13 protein-coding genes and 1 pseudogene are annotated in these 16,587 nt (G+C 43.9%); 10 read left to right on the top strand and 4 right to left on the bottom strand.

All coding sequences use genetic code 11. From position 1 onward, the window contains the following. Positions 1-12: 12 nt before the first annotated feature. The 5 genes from ABID27_RS03200 (at position 13) to proC (ending at position 6,379) form a co-directional block, all read left to right on the top strand. Positions 13-2,472 (top strand): bifunctional DnaQ family exonuclease/ATP-dependent helicase, encoded by a 2,460-nt coding sequence (locus ABID27_RS03200; RefSeq protein ID WP_354280203.1) that lies wholly within the window; start codon positions 13-15, stop codon positions 2,470-2,472. A 21-nt stretch (positions 2,473-2,493) separates the two neighbouring features. Beyond that, the gene (locus tag ABID27_RS03195; protein ID WP_253363764.1) at positions 2,494-3,141 is read left to right on the top strand and encodes an RpiB/LacA/LacB family sugar-phosphate isomerase; all 648 of its coding nucleotides are present in this window, start codon (positions 2,494-2,496) and stop codon (positions 3,139-3,141) included. Between the two features lie 115 nt (positions 3,142-3,256). Beyond that, positions 3,257-4,333 (top strand): glutamate 5-kinase, encoded by a 1,077-nt coding sequence (gene proB, locus ABID27_RS03190; RefSeq protein ID WP_354280200.1) that lies wholly within the window; start codon positions 3,257-3,259, stop codon positions 4,331-4,333. A 9-nt stretch (positions 4,334-4,342) separates the two neighbouring features. Next, positions 4,343-5,584: a glutamate-5-semialdehyde dehydrogenase gene (locus tag ABID27_RS03185; RefSeq protein WP_354280198.1), complete on the top strand. Its 1,242-nt coding sequence runs from the start codon at positions 4,343-4,345 to the stop codon at positions 5,582-5,584. A gap of 9 nt (positions 5,585-5,593) precedes the next feature. Continuing rightward, the gene (gene proC / locus ABID27_RS03180; RefSeq protein WP_354280196.1) at positions 5,594-6,379 is read left to right on the top strand and encodes a pyrroline-5-carboxylate reductase; all 786 of its coding nucleotides are present in this window, start codon (positions 5,594-5,596) and stop codon (positions 6,377-6,379) included. A gap of 67 nt (positions 6,380-6,446) precedes the next feature. On the opposite strand, the pseudogene ABID27_RS03175 reads toward proC, so the two are convergent. After that, positions 6,447-6,791, bottom strand: a pseudogene (locus ABID27_RS03175) (TetR/AcrR family transcriptional regulator); the annotation flags it as partial. Positions 6,792-6,922: 131 nt separating this feature from the next. Here ABID27_RS03175 and ABID27_RS03170 point away from each other — a divergent pair. The 3 genes from ABID27_RS03170 to ABID27_RS03160 all read left to right on the top strand — a co-directional run bounded on the left by ABID27_RS03170 (position 6,923) and on the right by ABID27_RS03160 (position 11,402). Beyond that, positions 6,923-7,771 (top strand): DegV family protein, encoded by an 849-nt coding sequence (locus ABID27_RS03170; protein ID WP_354280194.1) that lies wholly within the window; start codon positions 6,923-6,925, stop codon positions 7,769-7,771. 140 nt (positions 7,772-7,911) lie between these two features. Next, on the top strand, positions 7,912-9,669 hold the full coding sequence (locus ABID27_RS03165) for an ABC transporter ATP-binding protein (protein ID WP_354280192.1): 1,758 nt from the start codon (positions 7,912-7,914) through the stop codon (positions 9,667-9,669). Further along, complete coding sequence (locus ABID27_RS03160) at positions 9,666-11,402, top strand: ABC transporter ATP-binding protein (protein ID WP_354280190.1); 1,737 nt, start codon at positions 9,666-9,668, stop codon at positions 11,400-11,402. The genes ABID27_RS03165 and ABID27_RS03160 overlap by 4 nt, the downstream gene beginning before the upstream one ends. Before the next feature lie 32 nt (positions 11,403-11,434). Here ABID27_RS03160 and ABID27_RS03155 read toward each other — a convergent pair whose 3' ends face one another. From ABID27_RS03155 to ABID27_RS03145, 3 genes are all read right to left on the bottom strand, one after another. Further along, positions 11,435-12,463, bottom strand: coding sequence for an ArsR family transcriptional regulator (locus ABID27_RS03155; protein ID WP_354280188.1), 1,029 nt, complete (start codon positions 12,461-12,463; stop codon positions 11,435-11,437). 5 nt (positions 12,464-12,468) lie between these two features. After that, positions 12,469-13,719: an MFS transporter gene (locus tag ABID27_RS03150; RefSeq protein ID WP_354280186.1), complete on the bottom strand. Its 1,251-nt coding sequence runs from the start codon at positions 13,717-13,719 to the stop codon at positions 12,469-12,471. A gap of 116 nt (positions 13,720-13,835) precedes the next feature. Continuing rightward, positions 13,836-15,104 (bottom strand): aminotransferase-like domain-containing protein, encoded by a 1,269-nt coding sequence (locus tag ABID27_RS03145; protein ID WP_354280184.1) that lies wholly within the window; start codon positions 15,102-15,104, stop codon positions 13,836-13,838. Positions 15,105-15,191: 87 nt separating this feature from the next. On the opposite strand from ABID27_RS03145, the gene ABID27_RS03140 reads away from it, so the two are divergent. Both ABID27_RS03140 and ABID27_RS03135 read left to right on the top strand, forming a co-directional pair. Beyond that, on the top strand, positions 15,192-16,040 hold the full coding sequence (locus ABID27_RS03140) for a pyridoxamine kinase (protein ID WP_253363792.1): 849 nt from the start codon (positions 15,192-15,194) through the stop codon (positions 16,038-16,040). Then, positions 16,037-16,564: an ECF transporter S component gene (locus ABID27_RS03135; RefSeq protein ID WP_253363802.1), complete on the top strand. Its 528-nt coding sequence runs from the start codon at positions 16,037-16,039 to the stop codon at positions 16,562-16,564. The genes ABID27_RS03140 and ABID27_RS03135 overlap by 4 nt, the downstream gene beginning before the upstream one ends. Positions 16,565-16,587 lie beyond the last annotated feature (23 nt).

Here is a 16,587-nt window from a genome sequence, read left to right as displayed (position 1 = left end):
AATATGATTGTTATGTACAGTAAAAAAGGAAATAAATATGCTGTCGTGGACCTAGAAGCAACCGGAACAGGCAGCAAAGCCAAAATTATTCAGATAGGAATTGTCATTGTCCAAGATGGGAAAATCCAAGAGACCTACCAGACAGACATCAACCCCTATGAAAAATTAGACAACCATATTAAAGAATTAACTGGGATTAGTGATGGGCAATTAGCACAAGCACCAGATTTTGGTCAGGTAGCACGGGAAATTTACGAATTGATTGGGGATGCCATTTTTGTGGCCCATAACGTTAAATTCGATGCCAATCTTTTAGCGGAAGCCTTGTTTTTTGAAGGGTTTGACCTGTTGACACCACGAGTTGACACAGTAGAACTGTCTCAAATATTTTTCCCGACATTTGAAAAATACAATCTGTCTGTTCTAGCTGAAAAATTGGATTTGAACTTGGACCAAGCTCATACAGCCATTGCAGATGCCATGGCGACTGCCCAGCTCTTGCTCAAAATTCAAGAAAAAATTCGTTCCCTGCCCAAGCAAACGGTAGGACAGATACTGGATTTGGCGGATAATTTGCTCTATGAAAGTCGCTTGGTGATTGACGAGATTTATCCACATTTGTCTGATTATTTGTCAGAACGGTTTGAATTGGTCCACGGTTTGGTCTTGAAAAAGCCAGCTGTGACACCGTCACCTCGTCAGTTATCCACAGATTTCGCCCTTAATTTGGCCTTATTGGGCTTGGAGAAAAGGGAGCAGCAAGCAATTTTTGCAGATGCGGTGTCGCATCGGTTGGCCTCGCCGTCAGGTGTTCATTTTATCCAAGGACAGGCGGGGATTGGCAAGACCTACGGCTATCTTTTACCTATTCTATCCCAGACCAGTCAGGCGGTCTTAGTGGTTGTTCCGACCAAGGTTTTACAGGGACAGGTCATGGAAAATGAAGGGAAAAATCTTGCAGATACGTTTCATATTTCCCTATCTTCAATCAAGGCTGCCAGACACTATCTTCACCTAGGTAAGTTTTCTGAAGTCTTGGAGGGGCAAGATGACAATCGCTTGATGAATCTGTGTAAGATTCAAGTCTTGGTCTGGCTGACCGAGACAGAAACAGGGGACTTGGATGAATTTCAACAGCAGTATCGTTTTCCGACCTTTTATGACGCGATTCGCCACGATGGTCAGCTTCTAGAACAGTCATTCTTCCAAGGTTGGGATTTCTGGGAGAAGGTGCAGAAAAAAGCGCGAATGAGTAGGGTTCTGGTGACCAATCATACCTATCTTTTAGAACATATAAAGGACCAGTCAGCCTTGTTTACCCATCGTATCTTAGTTGTGGATGAGGCGCAGCGTTTCTTGCTGGCAGTCGAGGAATTTTCTAGTCAGACCATGGACCTTGCGCAGATACTACAGTTGCTTCAAAGCAAGCGAGATAAGGCAACAGATTTGCTGGAAAAACGATTGCTGGAATCAACTAGCTATGAGTTAGATAGGATTTCCAAATTGCGTGGACGCGGATGTGCGCTGGTTAGTCAGGATTTGCAACAAATTCGACAAAACTTAGCTGAGCTGAGGGATAACGATTTGCAAGAACTGGCCGATATGCTGGTACGATTCGATGATTTTTGGCTGGAGGATAAGCATGTTGACGACCGTCGGGTTCCTTATTTACGAGGAAGTTTTGCAGAGATGATGAACTTGCAAGAGTTTCTATCCTTTGAGAAGCAGTTCTATATTAGCGCGACCCTGCAATTGACAAAATACCTGACAATGGCTGATTTATTAGGATTTGAGGATGTGACAGCTGATACCTTGCCTAGCCAACCTGTGGAAAACCAGCAGATTTTTCTTCCAACGGATTTGCCAAATGTATTGGACTATGAAGAATCGGAACACGCTCACTATATCGCACAGCGTCTGATTTCTTTAAAAGAATTGCAAGAACCGATGCTTGTTCTTTTTACTTCGACCTCGCTCTTGCTTTCTGTATCCGAAATTTTGGAACAAATGGATGTTCCACACTTGGCTCAGCATAAGTACGGAACGGATTTGCAGCTGAAGAAACGGTTTGAATGTGGAGAAGGAAAGCTTCTTTTGGGAACGGGTGCCTTTTGGCAAGGCGTGGATTTTGCCCAGCAGGACAAGATGCTCTTGGTCTTAGTGCGATTGCCCTTTGACCATCCAGAGGATAGGCTGACACAAAAAATTAATCACAGCCTCCGCCAGAGTGGCAAGTCTCCCTTTTACGACTACAGCCTACCCATGATGATGGTTCGCCTCAAGCAGGCCCTGGGCCGGACCAATCGTAGACAGGAGCAGCGCTCAGCCATTATTCTCTTGGACCCTCGCCTCCTATCAAAAAAATATGGGAAACAAGTTCGGGATTTCTTGAGTAAGGATTACATTTTAGACAAGACACCAGTCGCCCATCTGAATGAAAAAATCCAAGCATTTTTGGAGGGTGGGGAGTAACCGCATTAACAAGGAGTAGAAATGAAAATTGCAATTATCCAAGGTACAACACAAGTAGATAAAAATGAGCTTCCATTTAATGTAACAAGAAAATTCACAGCTCCGTATCATCATCAAATTTTGAATTTTGGAGTAGACGAAAACGAAGAAGAGAGCTACTCATATACTGAAGTTGCTATATTGATTGCTTTGCTTATCAATAGTCAAGTAGTTGATTTTGTGATTACGGGTTGCTCTTCTGGTCAAGGAATGAATTTGGCTTGTAATACTTTACCTGGTTTGTTATCGGGCTACATACCTACTCCTCAAGATGCATTTCTTTTTGGTCGTATAAATGGTGGAAATGTCGCTAGTTTACCGTTAGGATTGGGATTTGGGTGGTTAGGAGAGCTAAACCTAGAATACACTCTTGAGAAACTATTTGATGGAGAGTTTGGTATTGGCTTTCCAAAAGATGTTGCTGAAAGAAAAGTGAAAGAGATAAATAGGATCAAGGAATTTAATCGGATTAGTAAATATGGAATGATAGAAGTGATGGAGCGTTTGGATGCAGAAACACAGCGAAAAGTTTTTTCAAAAGTTAATGTCATTGACTATATTATCCATTCTTCAAAAGATAAGCCTCTGGTGAGCTATCTAGTCGATAAACGAACCAAGTTCAATTTATAAATGATTGAAAAAGGCGGTTTTACCGTCTTTTTTTCTTGTTTTGGTTGATTACTGCCCTAAATATGGGAAATGTGGTATAATATTCTGACTATTAGCTCGAAAGAGAGTACAGGAAATGACAGATAAAACGATTGTATTTAAGGTGGGGACGAGTTCTCTCACTCAGAAAAATGGTAGTTTAGATCGAATTAAAATTGCGCGCATCACCAATCAAATTGCCCAGCTTCATCAAAAAGGGCACCATATTGTGCTGGTGACGTCTGGTTCGATTGCGGCGGGATTTCGTCGTCTGGGCTTTGAAAAACGTCCGACTAAGATTGCGGAAAAACAAGCTAGCGCAGCAGTTGGACAAGGTTTATTGATTGAAGAGTATACACAGAATCTCATGAAAGATGGGATTGTGTCGGCACAGGTTCTCTTGACTCAGGATGATTTTGCAGATGCGAGACGGTATCAAAATGCATCCCAAGCATTGCAAGTTCTCTTGCACCAACGTGCCATTCCCATCATCAATGAAAATGATACAGTGGCTATCGAGGAGATAAAGGTTGGGGACAATGACACCTTGTCAGCCCAAGTGGCAGCGCTCTTGAAGGCAGATTTGTTGGTATTATTAACCGATGTGGATGGCCTTTACACGGCTAATCCTGCTACAAATCCAGATGCCCAGCATCTTCCTCTAATTGAGGAAATCAGTGAAGAATTATTTGCCATGGCAGCAGGCGCAGGTTCGTCCAATGGAACTGGCGGCATGACCACCAAGTTGCAGGCAGCACAAATTGCGACCAAGTCAGGCGTGCCAGTCTATATCTGTTCATCAGCCAAGGATACAGCCCTGATTGAGGCCATTGACCAAAGCAATTGCGGGACACTGTTCTTGGCGGACGACCACGCCATGAATCAGCGCAAGCAATGGATGGCTTTCTACGCTCGGACGGATGCGGTTGTCGAGATTGATGCCGGTGCAACTCAAGCTATGCTTGATAATGGAAAAAGTCTCTTGGCGGCAGGAATTCGTTCACTTGAAGGCGAATTTGCAGCGGGAGATGTTGTGGACGTCTACAGTCAATCTTTGCAACGTTTGATTGGTAAAGGCCGAGTTAAATTGTCTTCGGAAATGGTTCGAAAAGAATTGGCGTCTGCGAGTTTGGAAGGGATTTTCATACATCGCAATGACTGGGTTAGTTTATAGGAGAAAGTCATGGTTAGTACACAAGCATTACTGGATAGCCTTTTGGCGCATAAGTCTGCTATCAATCTAGCAGGGACAGCACAAAAAAATACAGCTTTGGAGGCTATGGCTCAGGAGTTAGAAAATCAAAAAGAGTTGATTTTAGCTGGGAATCAATTGGATATAGGGGCTGCACAAGGGAAAATTAGCCCTGTTATGCAAGATCGTCTCCTCTTGACTGCCGAGCGGATTGCAGATATGGCAGCTGGGATACGGGCCTTGATTGGCCTGCCAGACCCAGTTGGATTGGTATTGGAGGAGCATGTGGCAGAAAATGGGATGACCATTTCAAAGACTTCCATTCCATTTGGCTTGGTAGGGATGATTTATGAAAGCCGACCAAATGTGACCTCGGATGCGGCAGCTTTGGCAATCAAGAGCGGCAATGCAGTCATTCTCCGTGGAGGAAAGGAAGCCTTTCATTCAGCGCAAGCTATTGTCCAAGCCTTAAAAATGGGGCTTGAAAAAGCTGGTATCCATCCAGGAGTTGTCGAGCTGGTCCAAGATACTAGCCGCCAATCTGCTACAGAATTGATGACTGCTAAAGGGAAAATCGATCTCTTGGTGCCACGGGGCGGTGCGGGCCTCATTCAAGCGGTGGTGGAAAATGCTACCGTGCCCGTTATCGAGACGGGGACAGGGATTTGCCATGTCTATGTGGACAAGGATGCGGATGTGGATAAGGCGCTTGCTATTGCGGAAAATGCCAAAACAAGCCGTCCGTCGGTGTGCAATTCGGCAGAAGTTCTTTTAGTTCATCAAGAAATTGCAACCCAATTTTTACCGCTCTTAGAAGAACGAATAGCGGGTAAAGTAGAATGGCGAGCAGATGAGGCAGCAGCGACCTTCTTGAAAGACTACACACCAGCTGGTGCTGAGGATTTTGATACGGAATTTCTAGATTTTATCATGGCTGTGAAAATCGTGTCAGGCGTGGATGAGGCTATTCAGCATATTGCTCAGCATTCGACAGGGCACAGTGAGGCGATTGTAACAGAAAATGAAGAGACAGCCCGTAACTTTACTCTGTATGTGGATTCGGCTGCTGTCTACGTCAATGTGTCCACTCGCTTTACGGATGGTGGCCAGTTTGGTCTTGGCTGTGAGTTGGGAATTTCAACGCAAAAGATGCATGCGCGTGGACCAATGGGCTTGCGCGAGATGACGACGTATAAGTACATCATCAGAGGCAATGGTCAGGTACGAATGTAGGAGATGAGAATGAAAATTGGATTTATCGGTCTTGGAAATATGGGTTCTGCCATAGCAACTGCTGTTGCCAAACTTGAAAAACACGACTTGCTCTTGAGCAATCACAATCCAGAAAAAGCAGCTAGTTTGCAGGATGTAATTGGTGGACAATTGATGACAAATGCTGATATTGCTAGTCAGGCAGAGGTGATTTTTCTGGGAGTTAAGCCGCATTTAATCGGAAAAGCTTTAACAGACCTAGCCGATGTTATCGCTGTCAATCCGCAAGCGATTTGGATTTCCATGGTGGCTGGTCTTACTTTGGCAGATTTGCAGGAGTATCTACCAGCTGACAACTTGATTCGGATTATGCCCAACACTCCAGTTGCGATTGGGCAAGGCATGACGACTTACGCTGTGGAAAACCCTCAGCTTGCTCCACTTGTAGAAGATTTGTTAGCAGCGTCGGGAGTAGTGGCACAGGTTCCTGAGGACCAGATTGATGCGGCAACAGCTATTGCGGGCTGTGGACCAGCCTTTGTTTATGTCTTTATTGATGCCTTGATGCAGGCGGGCCTCCAGAACGGGCTATCTGCAGACTTGGCTAAAAAACTAGCAGCCCAAACTCTACTTGGTTCTGCTCAACTTGTCTTGGAGAGTGGTATTCATCCAGCCCAACTCCGCGATCAAGTAACTTCACCAGGCGGTTCAACGATTGCTGGATTGGTAGCCTTGGAAGAGCACAATTTCCGCTATGCAACCCTTTCAGGAGTCAATCAAGCCCTTGCGAAGACACGGACATTGGGAAAAAAATAAAACTAGGATTTTATTCCTAGTTTTATTTTTTTCGTTCTTGCAGCCACTTGCTGACATTGTTGAGGGTTTGTGATTGACTCACTTTCTCTTGTAAAATATCGGTCAAACCTTGTTGCAGCCCCTGACGTTGGATGCGGCCTTGCATCTGCGCCCATTTATCAGCCCAGATTTGTGATGTACGGGCATAGGCATTTTCGAGGATCTCTTCCTTGGATTTGTAGTTACGGTAAAAAGCATTGCGCGATACACCGGCTTTTTTGACCAATTCAGAAATAGAGATTTGGTTGAGGTCTTTTTTTTCAAGTAAAAAGACAAGAGCAGTCTCGATTGATTCTCGGGTTAATTGGTTGGATTCCTTATTGGAACGAACTAGATTTTTTAATGAAGTTGGAGAAATGTTACGCTTAGTCATAGGGTTCCTTTCTCTGTCACAGCGGAAATAAAGGGCTTCCAGCTGAGAAGATTCCATGCTATAATTGTAAAAGAAGATATTTTCTCTGTCAAATAAAAGTCTTCAAATTCTAGATAAGATTGGAAAATTAGATGAAAAAGTGGAAAATTGTAGCCGATAGTGGTTGCGATATTGTAACCTTAGAAAATGTAGCTGTGGATACAGCTTTTGTCCGCGTACCCCTAACCATCCAGGTTGACCAAGAGGTTTTTGTTGATAATGACGACCTTGATATTGACCATATGATGAACACTATGTACGCTTCTCATACAGCTGCTAAATCAGCCTGTCCAAGTCCGCAAGCCTTTCAAGAAGCTTTTGAAGGTGCTGAAAATGTATTTGTCATCACCATTACAGGCGGTCTTTCAGGGAGCAATAACAGTGCACGTTTGGGGAAAGAAATGCTACAAGAAGAGCATCCAGAAGTCAATGTTCATGTGATTGATAGCCTCTCTGCGGGCGGTGAAATTGACTTGATTGTAGCCGAACTCAATCGTCTCATTGCCAGCGGTTTGGAGTTTGACCAGGTGGTGGAAGCCATCACGGCTTATCAAAAGCGCACAAAATTACTCTTTGTCCTTGCTCGAGTGGATAACTTGGTGAAAAATGGCCGTCTCAGCAAGTTGTTGGGGAAAGTTGTTGGCTTGCTCAATATTCGGATGGTCGGAAAAGCTAGCGATACAGGCACTTTAGAATTGCTACAAAAAGCGCGTGGCTACAAGAAATCTCTTAAGGCCACATTTGAGGAAATGAAAAAATCAGGCTATCAAGGTGGTCGCATTATGATTGCCCATCGCCGCAATGAAAAATTCTGTCAGGAGTTTTCAGAGTTGGTGCGCAGTCATTTCCCGCAAGCATCAATTGAAGCCCTAGCAACATCTGGACTCTGCAGTTTCTATGCAGAAGAAGAAGGAATTTTGATGGGCTACGAAGTTGAATAAAAATGAAAGACTGAGGCAAGTTTGACCTCGGTCTTTTTTCGGGTATAGGAGAAAGTGCTAGAAGACTGTCTTCGCTTTCATATTCTTGCAAATAAGAAGGGATAAGCGTATAATATAAGGGTTTGACAAAAGGAGAAAAAATGTCTTTAATAAAAAAATTAGGCTGGTTTTTCAAATTGGAAAAACGGCGCTATCTCTTGGGCATCATTGCCCTAGCATTAGTCAGTATTCTCAATCTAGTCCCACCAAGGGTCATGGGAAATATCATTGACACCATTACTAGTAAGAGTTTGACGAATGCTCAGCTCTTTCTAAATGTTTTTTATCTGGTTGGAGCTGGCCTTGCCATGTATGCTCTGCGCTATATTTGGCGTATCTATATCTTTGGAACGGCCAATCATCTGGCACGTATTTTACGTTTTCGCTTGTTTGAGCAATTTACCAAAATGTCACCGTCCTTTTACCAACGCTATCGCACGGGTGATCTCATGGCTCATGCCACCAACGACATCAATGCGGTGACCATGACAGCGGGTGGCGGAGTAATGTCGGCGGTTGATGCCTCGATTACAGCCTTGGTGACTCTGGCAACCATGTTTTTTGTACTGGATTGGCGCTTGACACTGATTGCGATTTTGCCCTTACCAATTATGGCTTTGGGAACCAGTCGCTTAGGACGTCGCAATCATGCAGCCTTCAAAAATGCGCAAGAAGCCTTTTCAAATCTGAATAACAAGGTCCAAGAAAGTGTTTCTGGGATTCGAGTGACTAAGTCTTTCGGCTACCAGACGGCGGAAGTAGAAGCTTTTGCGGCCATCAACCAAGATGTCTACGAAAAAAATCGTCTTTCAGCCAAGTGGAATGCCTTATTTGACCCGATGACCCTGACCTTTGTGGGGCTGTCCTATGTCTTGACCTTGATTTTCGGCGGTCGCTTCATCTCGGCGGGACAATTAACGATTGGTGAGCTGGTAACCTTCATTACCTATCTAGATATGCTTGTGTGGCCTCTGCAAGCTATGGGCTTCCTCTTTAATGTCATCCAACGTGGTTCGGTTTCGTATGACCGGATTGAAAAACTTTTGGCAGAGGAGTCTGATATTCAAGAAAGTGAAGCACCACTGACAAACATTGAAAATGGTGACTTGACTTATGCCATTGATAGCTTTGTCTATGACCAACAAGAAATCTTATCGGATATTCACTTTAGCTTGAAAAAAGGGCAAACCCTGGGGATTGTTGGACCGACGGGTTCTGGTAAGACAACTCTCTTGAAACTATTGCTCCGAGAACGTGATGTGGAGCAAGGTCATATCAGTCTTGATGGCCATGACATTCGCGACTATAAGTTGCAAGATTTACGGGGGCTCATGGGCTACGTACCGCAGGACCAAGTTTTATTTGCCATGTCTATCCAGGACAATATCTGCTTTGCCAATTCAGCATTGCCAGACCAAGTCGTAGAAATGGCAGCCAAATTATGTGGTGTTTATGACGATATCCTAGCTATGCCAGATGGATTTGACACCATCATCGGAGAACGTGGGGTCTCCTTATCAGGTGGGCAGAAGCAGCGTCTTGCCATGAGTCGTGCCTTGGCCATTGATCCAGAAATCCTGATGTTGGATGATTCACTTTCAGCGGTGGATGCTAAGACAGAGCATCTGATTGTGGAAAATCTGAAATCTGAACGCATTGGAAAAACGACCATAATTACAGCCCATCGCTTGTCAGCCATTGTCCATGCGGATTTGATTTTGGTCTTGGAAAATGGGCATATCATCGAGAGAGGAACCCACCAAGAACTGCTTGCTCTGAATGGGTGGTACGCTCAAACTTACCAATCTCAGCAATTAACTAAAAGTTTAGAAGAATCATTAGAAGGAGGTGCTAAATGAAAAAACAATCTGTCTTAAGACGCCTTCTGACCTATGTTTACCGTTATAAATGGACGGCATTAGCGGCACTAGCCTTTATCTTTTTGACCACTCTAACTCGGACAGCCATTCCTTTGGTGGCCCAGTATTATATTGACCATTTTGTAGCAAAAAGCTTGGCCCAGGCGGGATTCATGCTACTTGTCGGCTACTACGCACTCTTCTTGGTTCGGGTTGTCCTGACCTATCTTGGTTCCTATACCTTTTCAAAAGTGGCTTACAGTATCGTGCGCGACTTGCGTCAGGAATCATTTGCCAGAATTCAGCGCTTGGGAATGGCTTATTTTGATAAGACGCCAGCGGGTTCAATCGTATCGCGTTTGACAAATGATACGCAGGCGGTTGCGGATATGTTTGGTTCCGTATTTGCTAGTTTTATTTCATCATTTTTCCTTTTCTTTGCGACGCTCTTTGCCATGCTGAGTCTAAATTGGCGTTTGACCTTGTATGTCTTGCCATTTGTCCCAGTGATTTTTGCTTCTGTTTGGCTCTATCGAAAATTTTCCAATCACTTGATTCGGATGACACGCAGCAAGCTGAGCGATATCAATGTTAAATTGTCCGAATCCATTGAAGGAATGAGAATTATCCAAGCTTTTGGACAGGAAAAACGCTTGACGAAAGAATTTGAGGAGATCAACCAAGAGCATTTACACTATGTCAATCGCTCCATCAATGTCAATTCGCTCTTTTTGCGCCCAGCTATGTCGCTTTTGAAAATTCTGGCCTACGGCGTTTTGTTAAGCTACTTCGGGTTGAACTGGCAGACAGCCAGCTTTACGGCTGGGCTCATGTATGCCTTTATCCAGTACATCAACCAGCTTTTTGATCCCCTGATTGATGTCACACAGAATTTTGCGACTTTGCAGACTTCTATGATTGCGGCGGACCGGGTCTTTCAGCTCATGGACGAAGAGGCTTTTGAGCCTGCCCAGGCTGATAAGGAGTTGGTCATTGGCCAAGGAAATATCGAGTTCAAGGATGTCAGCTTCTCCTATGATGGCAGTCGTGACGTCCTGAGGCATATTTCATTTAAGGTCAACCAAGGTGAAACTATTGCCTTTGTAGGGCATACAGGTTCGGGAAAATCTTCGATTATCAATCTCTTTATGCGTTTCTATGAATTTGACCGTGGTCAGATTTTGGTTGATGGTCAAGATATCAAGGATTATAGTCAAGCTCAATTGCGTCAGAATATTGGTCTGGTTCTGCAGGACCCTTTCCTCTATCACGGGACCATTGAGAGCAATATCAAAATGTACCAAGACCAGTTGACGCGCTCAGATATTGAGGCGGCGGCCAAGTTTGTCGATGCTCATGACTTTATCCAAGAATTGCCAGACGGCTACGACCAGGCTGTGACAGAGCGCGGGACAACTCTTTCTTCCGGTCAGCGGCAATTGCTGGCCTTTGCACGGACGGTGGCTGCTCAGCCCAAGATTCTGATTTTGGACGAAGCAACGGCGAATATTGACTCGGAAACGGAGGAAATTATCCAGTCCTCACTCAAGAAGATGCGTCAAGGTCGCACGACTATTGCCATCGCACACCGCTTGTCAACCATCCAAGATGCGGATTGTATCTATGTCTTGGATAAGGGAGAAATCATCGAATCTGGCAAGCACGAGGAATTGCTGGTTCTCGGCGGCACCTATCAAAAAATGTACCAGCTCCAAGCAGGTATGTTGGAATAAGAAAATACCTAGGAAACCATCCTAGGTATTTTTTATAAATCAAAATCATGCGCAATGAAGTCAAGGCATTCTTTTAAGAGTTTCTTGTTCAACTTGTATTTTTTTTCAGAATAATCAGGAAGATTGAAGAGACCGACATCCATGATTTTGCTGATGTGAAAGGAGACATTTGCCGCAGTCGTGCCTAGTCGCTCTGCAATATCCTTGTGCTTTTGGACATCCTGATAGAGCAATTTTAAAATGTCATAGCGAACTGGGTCGCTGAGAACTTTTAATACAGAGCCAACGCTATCCTTGTTGATGGTAATTCGACTAGCAATGAAGACCTCGATGCGTGGATAGATAACGGCGTAGGCTGGCCGGCTGGAGTCTTTATCATCTGTTATCAAAATATTGGCCAGATGAAGTGGCGAGCGAATGAAGACCAGGCAAGTCGTTTGCTGGTTTGACTGCAGAAAGCCCATAACGTTAAAATTCGCGTCGTTGTAAAGAGCTTCCATGTCCAGCGTTTGCTGAAATTCTTCCACCTCGTCGGCATAGTGTTCGTAAAAAGGGAGGTAGAGGGGGAGGGCTTCCTTGTAGAAGGCAATCATTCCCTCGATGGTTTCTGGCAAATGGTGATAGTTCCAAAACACAGCCCAACGCCTGCTCTCAATGGGAACACGCTCTTCGATTAAATCGAAGATTTCATGGTCGCTGATACTGGTTTTATTGCCATCCGTCAGAAAGGAAAGGTAGGTTTCGGATAATTCTTCCTCTGTCAACTGTAGCAGCAATTGATAGAGTTCCTCCATATCCTTTGGGTCATGCCCCTTTTCAAGCAAATAGCGGTAGAGAAAATCAATGTAGAGCGTGCCTTCGTTGCCGCGGAAATATTTAGTGATACGGTCGGTAAAAGGCTCTAAAAAATGCTTGATGTGAACCATGTCGGCAAGGACATCGGCACAGACTTCCTTTTCCTTAGCGGTCATATCCATGTCTTCGTAGTCAATAGTGAGCAAAGACGGCAAATAGATAAAATCCATTATCCGATTGCGATGTGAATAATGTATAAATTCCATAAGTGTTACTTTCTAAGATTTCTTCTCTTCATAGTATATCCCAAAGTAAGGAGAGAAAGCAAGAGCAAGACTAGGGCGAGGGTTTTGGCGGATAGGATCAGGACAAGACCAGACAAGATGAATTGCATGCCCACCATGCCTAGTTGGAAGTAGGTGGAAATACCTCCGATAATGGTAGTCAGCTGTTCTTCGGGAAGTTGGTTGTAAATAAGAGTATCAAATTTTGGATTGATGGCACCAGCGAGGATGCCAAGGGGGAGAAGAAAGCCCAGCATGAGATAGATATTTCCTAGTGCAAAAGCTCCCAACATCAGACAGGTTAAGCAGACACTAGCACGGATAGCTTTCATGATGGACATGTTTTTGAGGAGATTCATGGTGAGAATGCCGCCTAAGATATTGCCCACCATCATTGTGATGGTCAAGGTGGCCAAGGTTGTAGCAGGGCTGATCAGGATGAAGTTCGGGACTTGGCTCATCATGAGGGTCAGAAGAACGGAAAGGCTAGACAGAAGTGCATTTAAAATCAGGATAACCACCATACTCGTGCGGATGTCAGGAATTGTTTTTAAGGCAGAAATAGCCGTTACTAGAGTTGATTTCATACTAGCCAGCAAATGCTGGTTTTCATCTTTCTTTTCGACGGTTGGTAAAGGATTTTCTGCAAATCGTTTTTCAATGCGTGATTTATTAGCCGTGATAATGAAAAATGGAATCAAAAAAGTCAGAGCGTTAAAGAATGCTAGCTGTGAAAAGGACATCCAGGTAATCAGGATAGCACCGCTACTTTGGAAGAGAATCATAGCGGCCATACCGATGCTTTGGCTAAATCCCATAAATTCTTGCCGATCCTCATCGGAAACCACACGCAGACTGATGGGAATGTAGAGGCCGTTTTCATATTGCCCAGCTATATCAGCCAGAAAGTTAAAAATAGCAGCTACTAGGACAATCCAGAGTGCAGGCTCAAACCGCATGATACATCCCAACAGAATGAAAAGGACGATTCGAAAAAGGAGGGTTAGCTGAATGCCGCGAACCTTGTCTGGACTCTTATCTGCCCAGTGGTAGGTGAACAAACGGCTAAAAGTCGGCAAGGTTTCAGAAAGAGAAACGATGGCCAGAGCAAAATTTGCCTTTGGAAGAGCGATAACATAGGTCATCAGTGCCATGTAGTAAAGCACATCGCCAAAGTTGGACAGCAAGTCAGCAACTAGATTACTGATGAATAATCGATTGGAAAAAATTTTCTTCATAACATACCTCAAAAAATAACTTGAAATAAAATAAAGTAATTACTTGAATAAAGTATAAATAAAAATTTTAGAAAAATCAATATTGAATTAAAAATAAAATAAACACTAGAATCAAACTAGTGTTTATTGATGATGATTTGTGTCAGAGTTTTGACATTTGCTGCGAAATTCTTGTTGTAGGGAAGAATGAGATAGACCCAGTCTGAACTGTAGATGAATTGCAGTGGGAGTTGGCTGTGTTTGATAGGTGCTGTCAAATCCTGTACCGCTAGCTGGAAAATGACCTGTCCATGCCCCAGTTGATAGGGGATGGGGATCTCATTTCTAGAGAGGATTGTTTTCATTTCTTCTTGGCGAATATGGGCTGATTCTCGAAGAAGTCGGGTGTTGTGGGCAAACATGCCATTGTCAATATAAAGCGACAGCGCCTTTTGCATGATGAGGTTGGTATCGTAGTCCATGAGCCCCTTGTAGTGTAGAAATGGAGCGACTAGTTGGCGTGGGAGGGCAACGCTACCGATACGAAGGGCAGGAAATAGAGTGGTGGTGAAGGACTTGAGGTAGATCACACGCTCCTCAGTATCCAGATAGTGCAGTGGTACCTGCTTTTCTTGGTCAAAATCAGCCAAGTAGTCATCCTCGATGATGTAAACCTGATAGCGCTGGGCGAGACGAATGATTTCTTTTTTTTTCTTGTCCGAGTAGGAGGTTCCAAGTGGATTGTGGAGGCGGGGAATGGTGTAAAAAAAGGAAATCGTTTCGGTCTGAAAGAGACCTTCCAACTCTTCAAGGTCAATTCCGTCTAGGTTGCGTTCAATGATCTGATAAGGTAAGCCTTGTCCGTCTAGCAAGTCCTTCATCCGATGATAGGTCGGTTCTTCCAAGAGCATTTGTCCATTTTCCTTTCCCAGATCCAGCTGTGAGAGGATGTAGAGAGCTTGTTGGCTACCGGCTGTGATGACAATTTGCTCCTTTTTAGCGTAAACGTCATAGTCAACTAGCAAGGTTTGGACAGAGTCAATCAATTCTTCTAACCCTTCTTGCTGATGGTAGTAGTTGAAGAGATAATTTTCCCGACCAATCAAACTTTCATTGAGGCAGAGGCGAAAATCATCATAAGCCAAGTGCTGAAAATCCTGTGGATTGACGGTTCCTTTTTCTTTTTGAAATTCCTTGTCTTCTAAAATATAATAGCCACTTTTTTCGACAGCATAGATTTTGTTGCGGTATTTGAGTTCCAACATGGCTTTTTGAACGGTGTCCTTGCTACAACCGTACTCTTGACTAAGCTTACGGATAGAAGGCATTTTTTGCCCTCGCTTAAATTGCTCCGCCTCGATTCCCTTGATAATGTCTTCAATGATGGTTTGGTATTTTCTTTGCATAACTGTCCCCGTACAGATAAGATTTTCCTCTATTGTACCTCAAGATGCTTTACTTTACAATAATTTTAATAGTAGAAGGAGGTACTTATGACCAAGCGTTTACTGGTGGCAAATGATTTACCAGGGATTGGAAAAGTTGCCTTGGCAGCGAGTTTGCCGATTTTGGCAGCCTGTCAGATAGAGACCGCTATTCTACCAACTGTTCTACTTTCTTCGCATACAGGTGGATTTCCTGCTGTAGCAGTGGCAGATATGGCATGGTTGGTTAAGGATTATTTGACTCAATGGCAGCAACTGGAATTGACCTTGGATGGATTGTTAATCGGTTATTGTCGGTCAGCTGAATTGCTGGAGCAGCTACAAGTCTATGCTCAGCATGAAAATGTGCCCATCATTTTAGATCCGGTTTTGGGAGACAAGGGGAAACTCTATACTGGATTTGACCAGGACTATGTAGCGTCTATGCGCCAAGTAGCAAGGCAGTCAACTATTTTGCTGCCCAATTTGACAGAGGCTGCTCTTTTGACCGATTCTGCCTATCTAGGAGAGGATTATGGACGAGACGAGATTGAGCATCTATTGCGGAAATTAGCGGATTTTGGGTGTCAACATGTTATTCTAACGGGCGTTTCCTTTGATGAATCGGAGATTGGTTTGGCTTATTATGACGTGAGACAGGACAAAATCTCCTACCACATGACAAGGCAATTACCCTATCATTTCTTTGGGACGGGTGATATTGTTGCGATTTTGGTAGCCGCAATAGTTGTAGAAAATCTTGCGTTTGAAACGGCTCTTCCAGAGGTCTTGGATTTTTTGGAGGCTAGCCTAGTCTCCACAAGCCAGTTGGCGCGTGATGTAAAGTACGGTGTTTATTTTGAGCCTCATTTGGCGAAGTTAAGTCAGCAATTTGAACAGTTAAGGAATAAAGGATGAAACAACTTGGATTACGAGATTTAGTCGAAACTAGTGTATTTGCAGCATTGATATTTGTCAGTGTTTACGCTTTGAGAATTCCAGTCGGAGCGCAATTTATTCATTTTGGCAATGCCTTGGTCGTCGTGGGAGTTTTGCTTTTTGGTGCCAAAAAAGGAGCGACAGCTGCAGCTCTGGGATTGGGAATTTTTGACTTGGTGACAGGTTATGCATCGGTGGTTTGGATAACGATTTTAGAATCCTTGATTGTCTGTTTGGTTCTTTATTTTGCCTATGAAAAAGGCTTGAAAAAGAATGACAAACCTGTCAATGTAATTGCCGTGGGTGTGTTAGCGGCCGTGACAAAAATCATTCTCAACCTCATCAAGTATACGATTATGGGAAGTTTAGTCGGCGGAACGACTGTTGGAGTGGCTTTTGGCTTGGCCTTGGTAAAAATCTTAGGTTCCTATGGGTCAGCTCTTGCAACGATTATCGCCGTTCCAGTTTTGTATCCTATTTTCAAACAAGTCTTGAAAAAATAAAATAACCCGGGACAAAGTCCTAG

The organism is Streptococcus gallinaceus (genome assembly GCF_040545695.1).
In the GTDB taxonomy this organism is placed as follows: domain Bacteria; phylum Bacillota; class Bacilli; order Lactobacillales; family Streptococcaceae; genus Streptococcus; species Streptococcus gallinaceus.
This window is presented reverse-complemented; position numbering and strand designations above follow the sequence as displayed.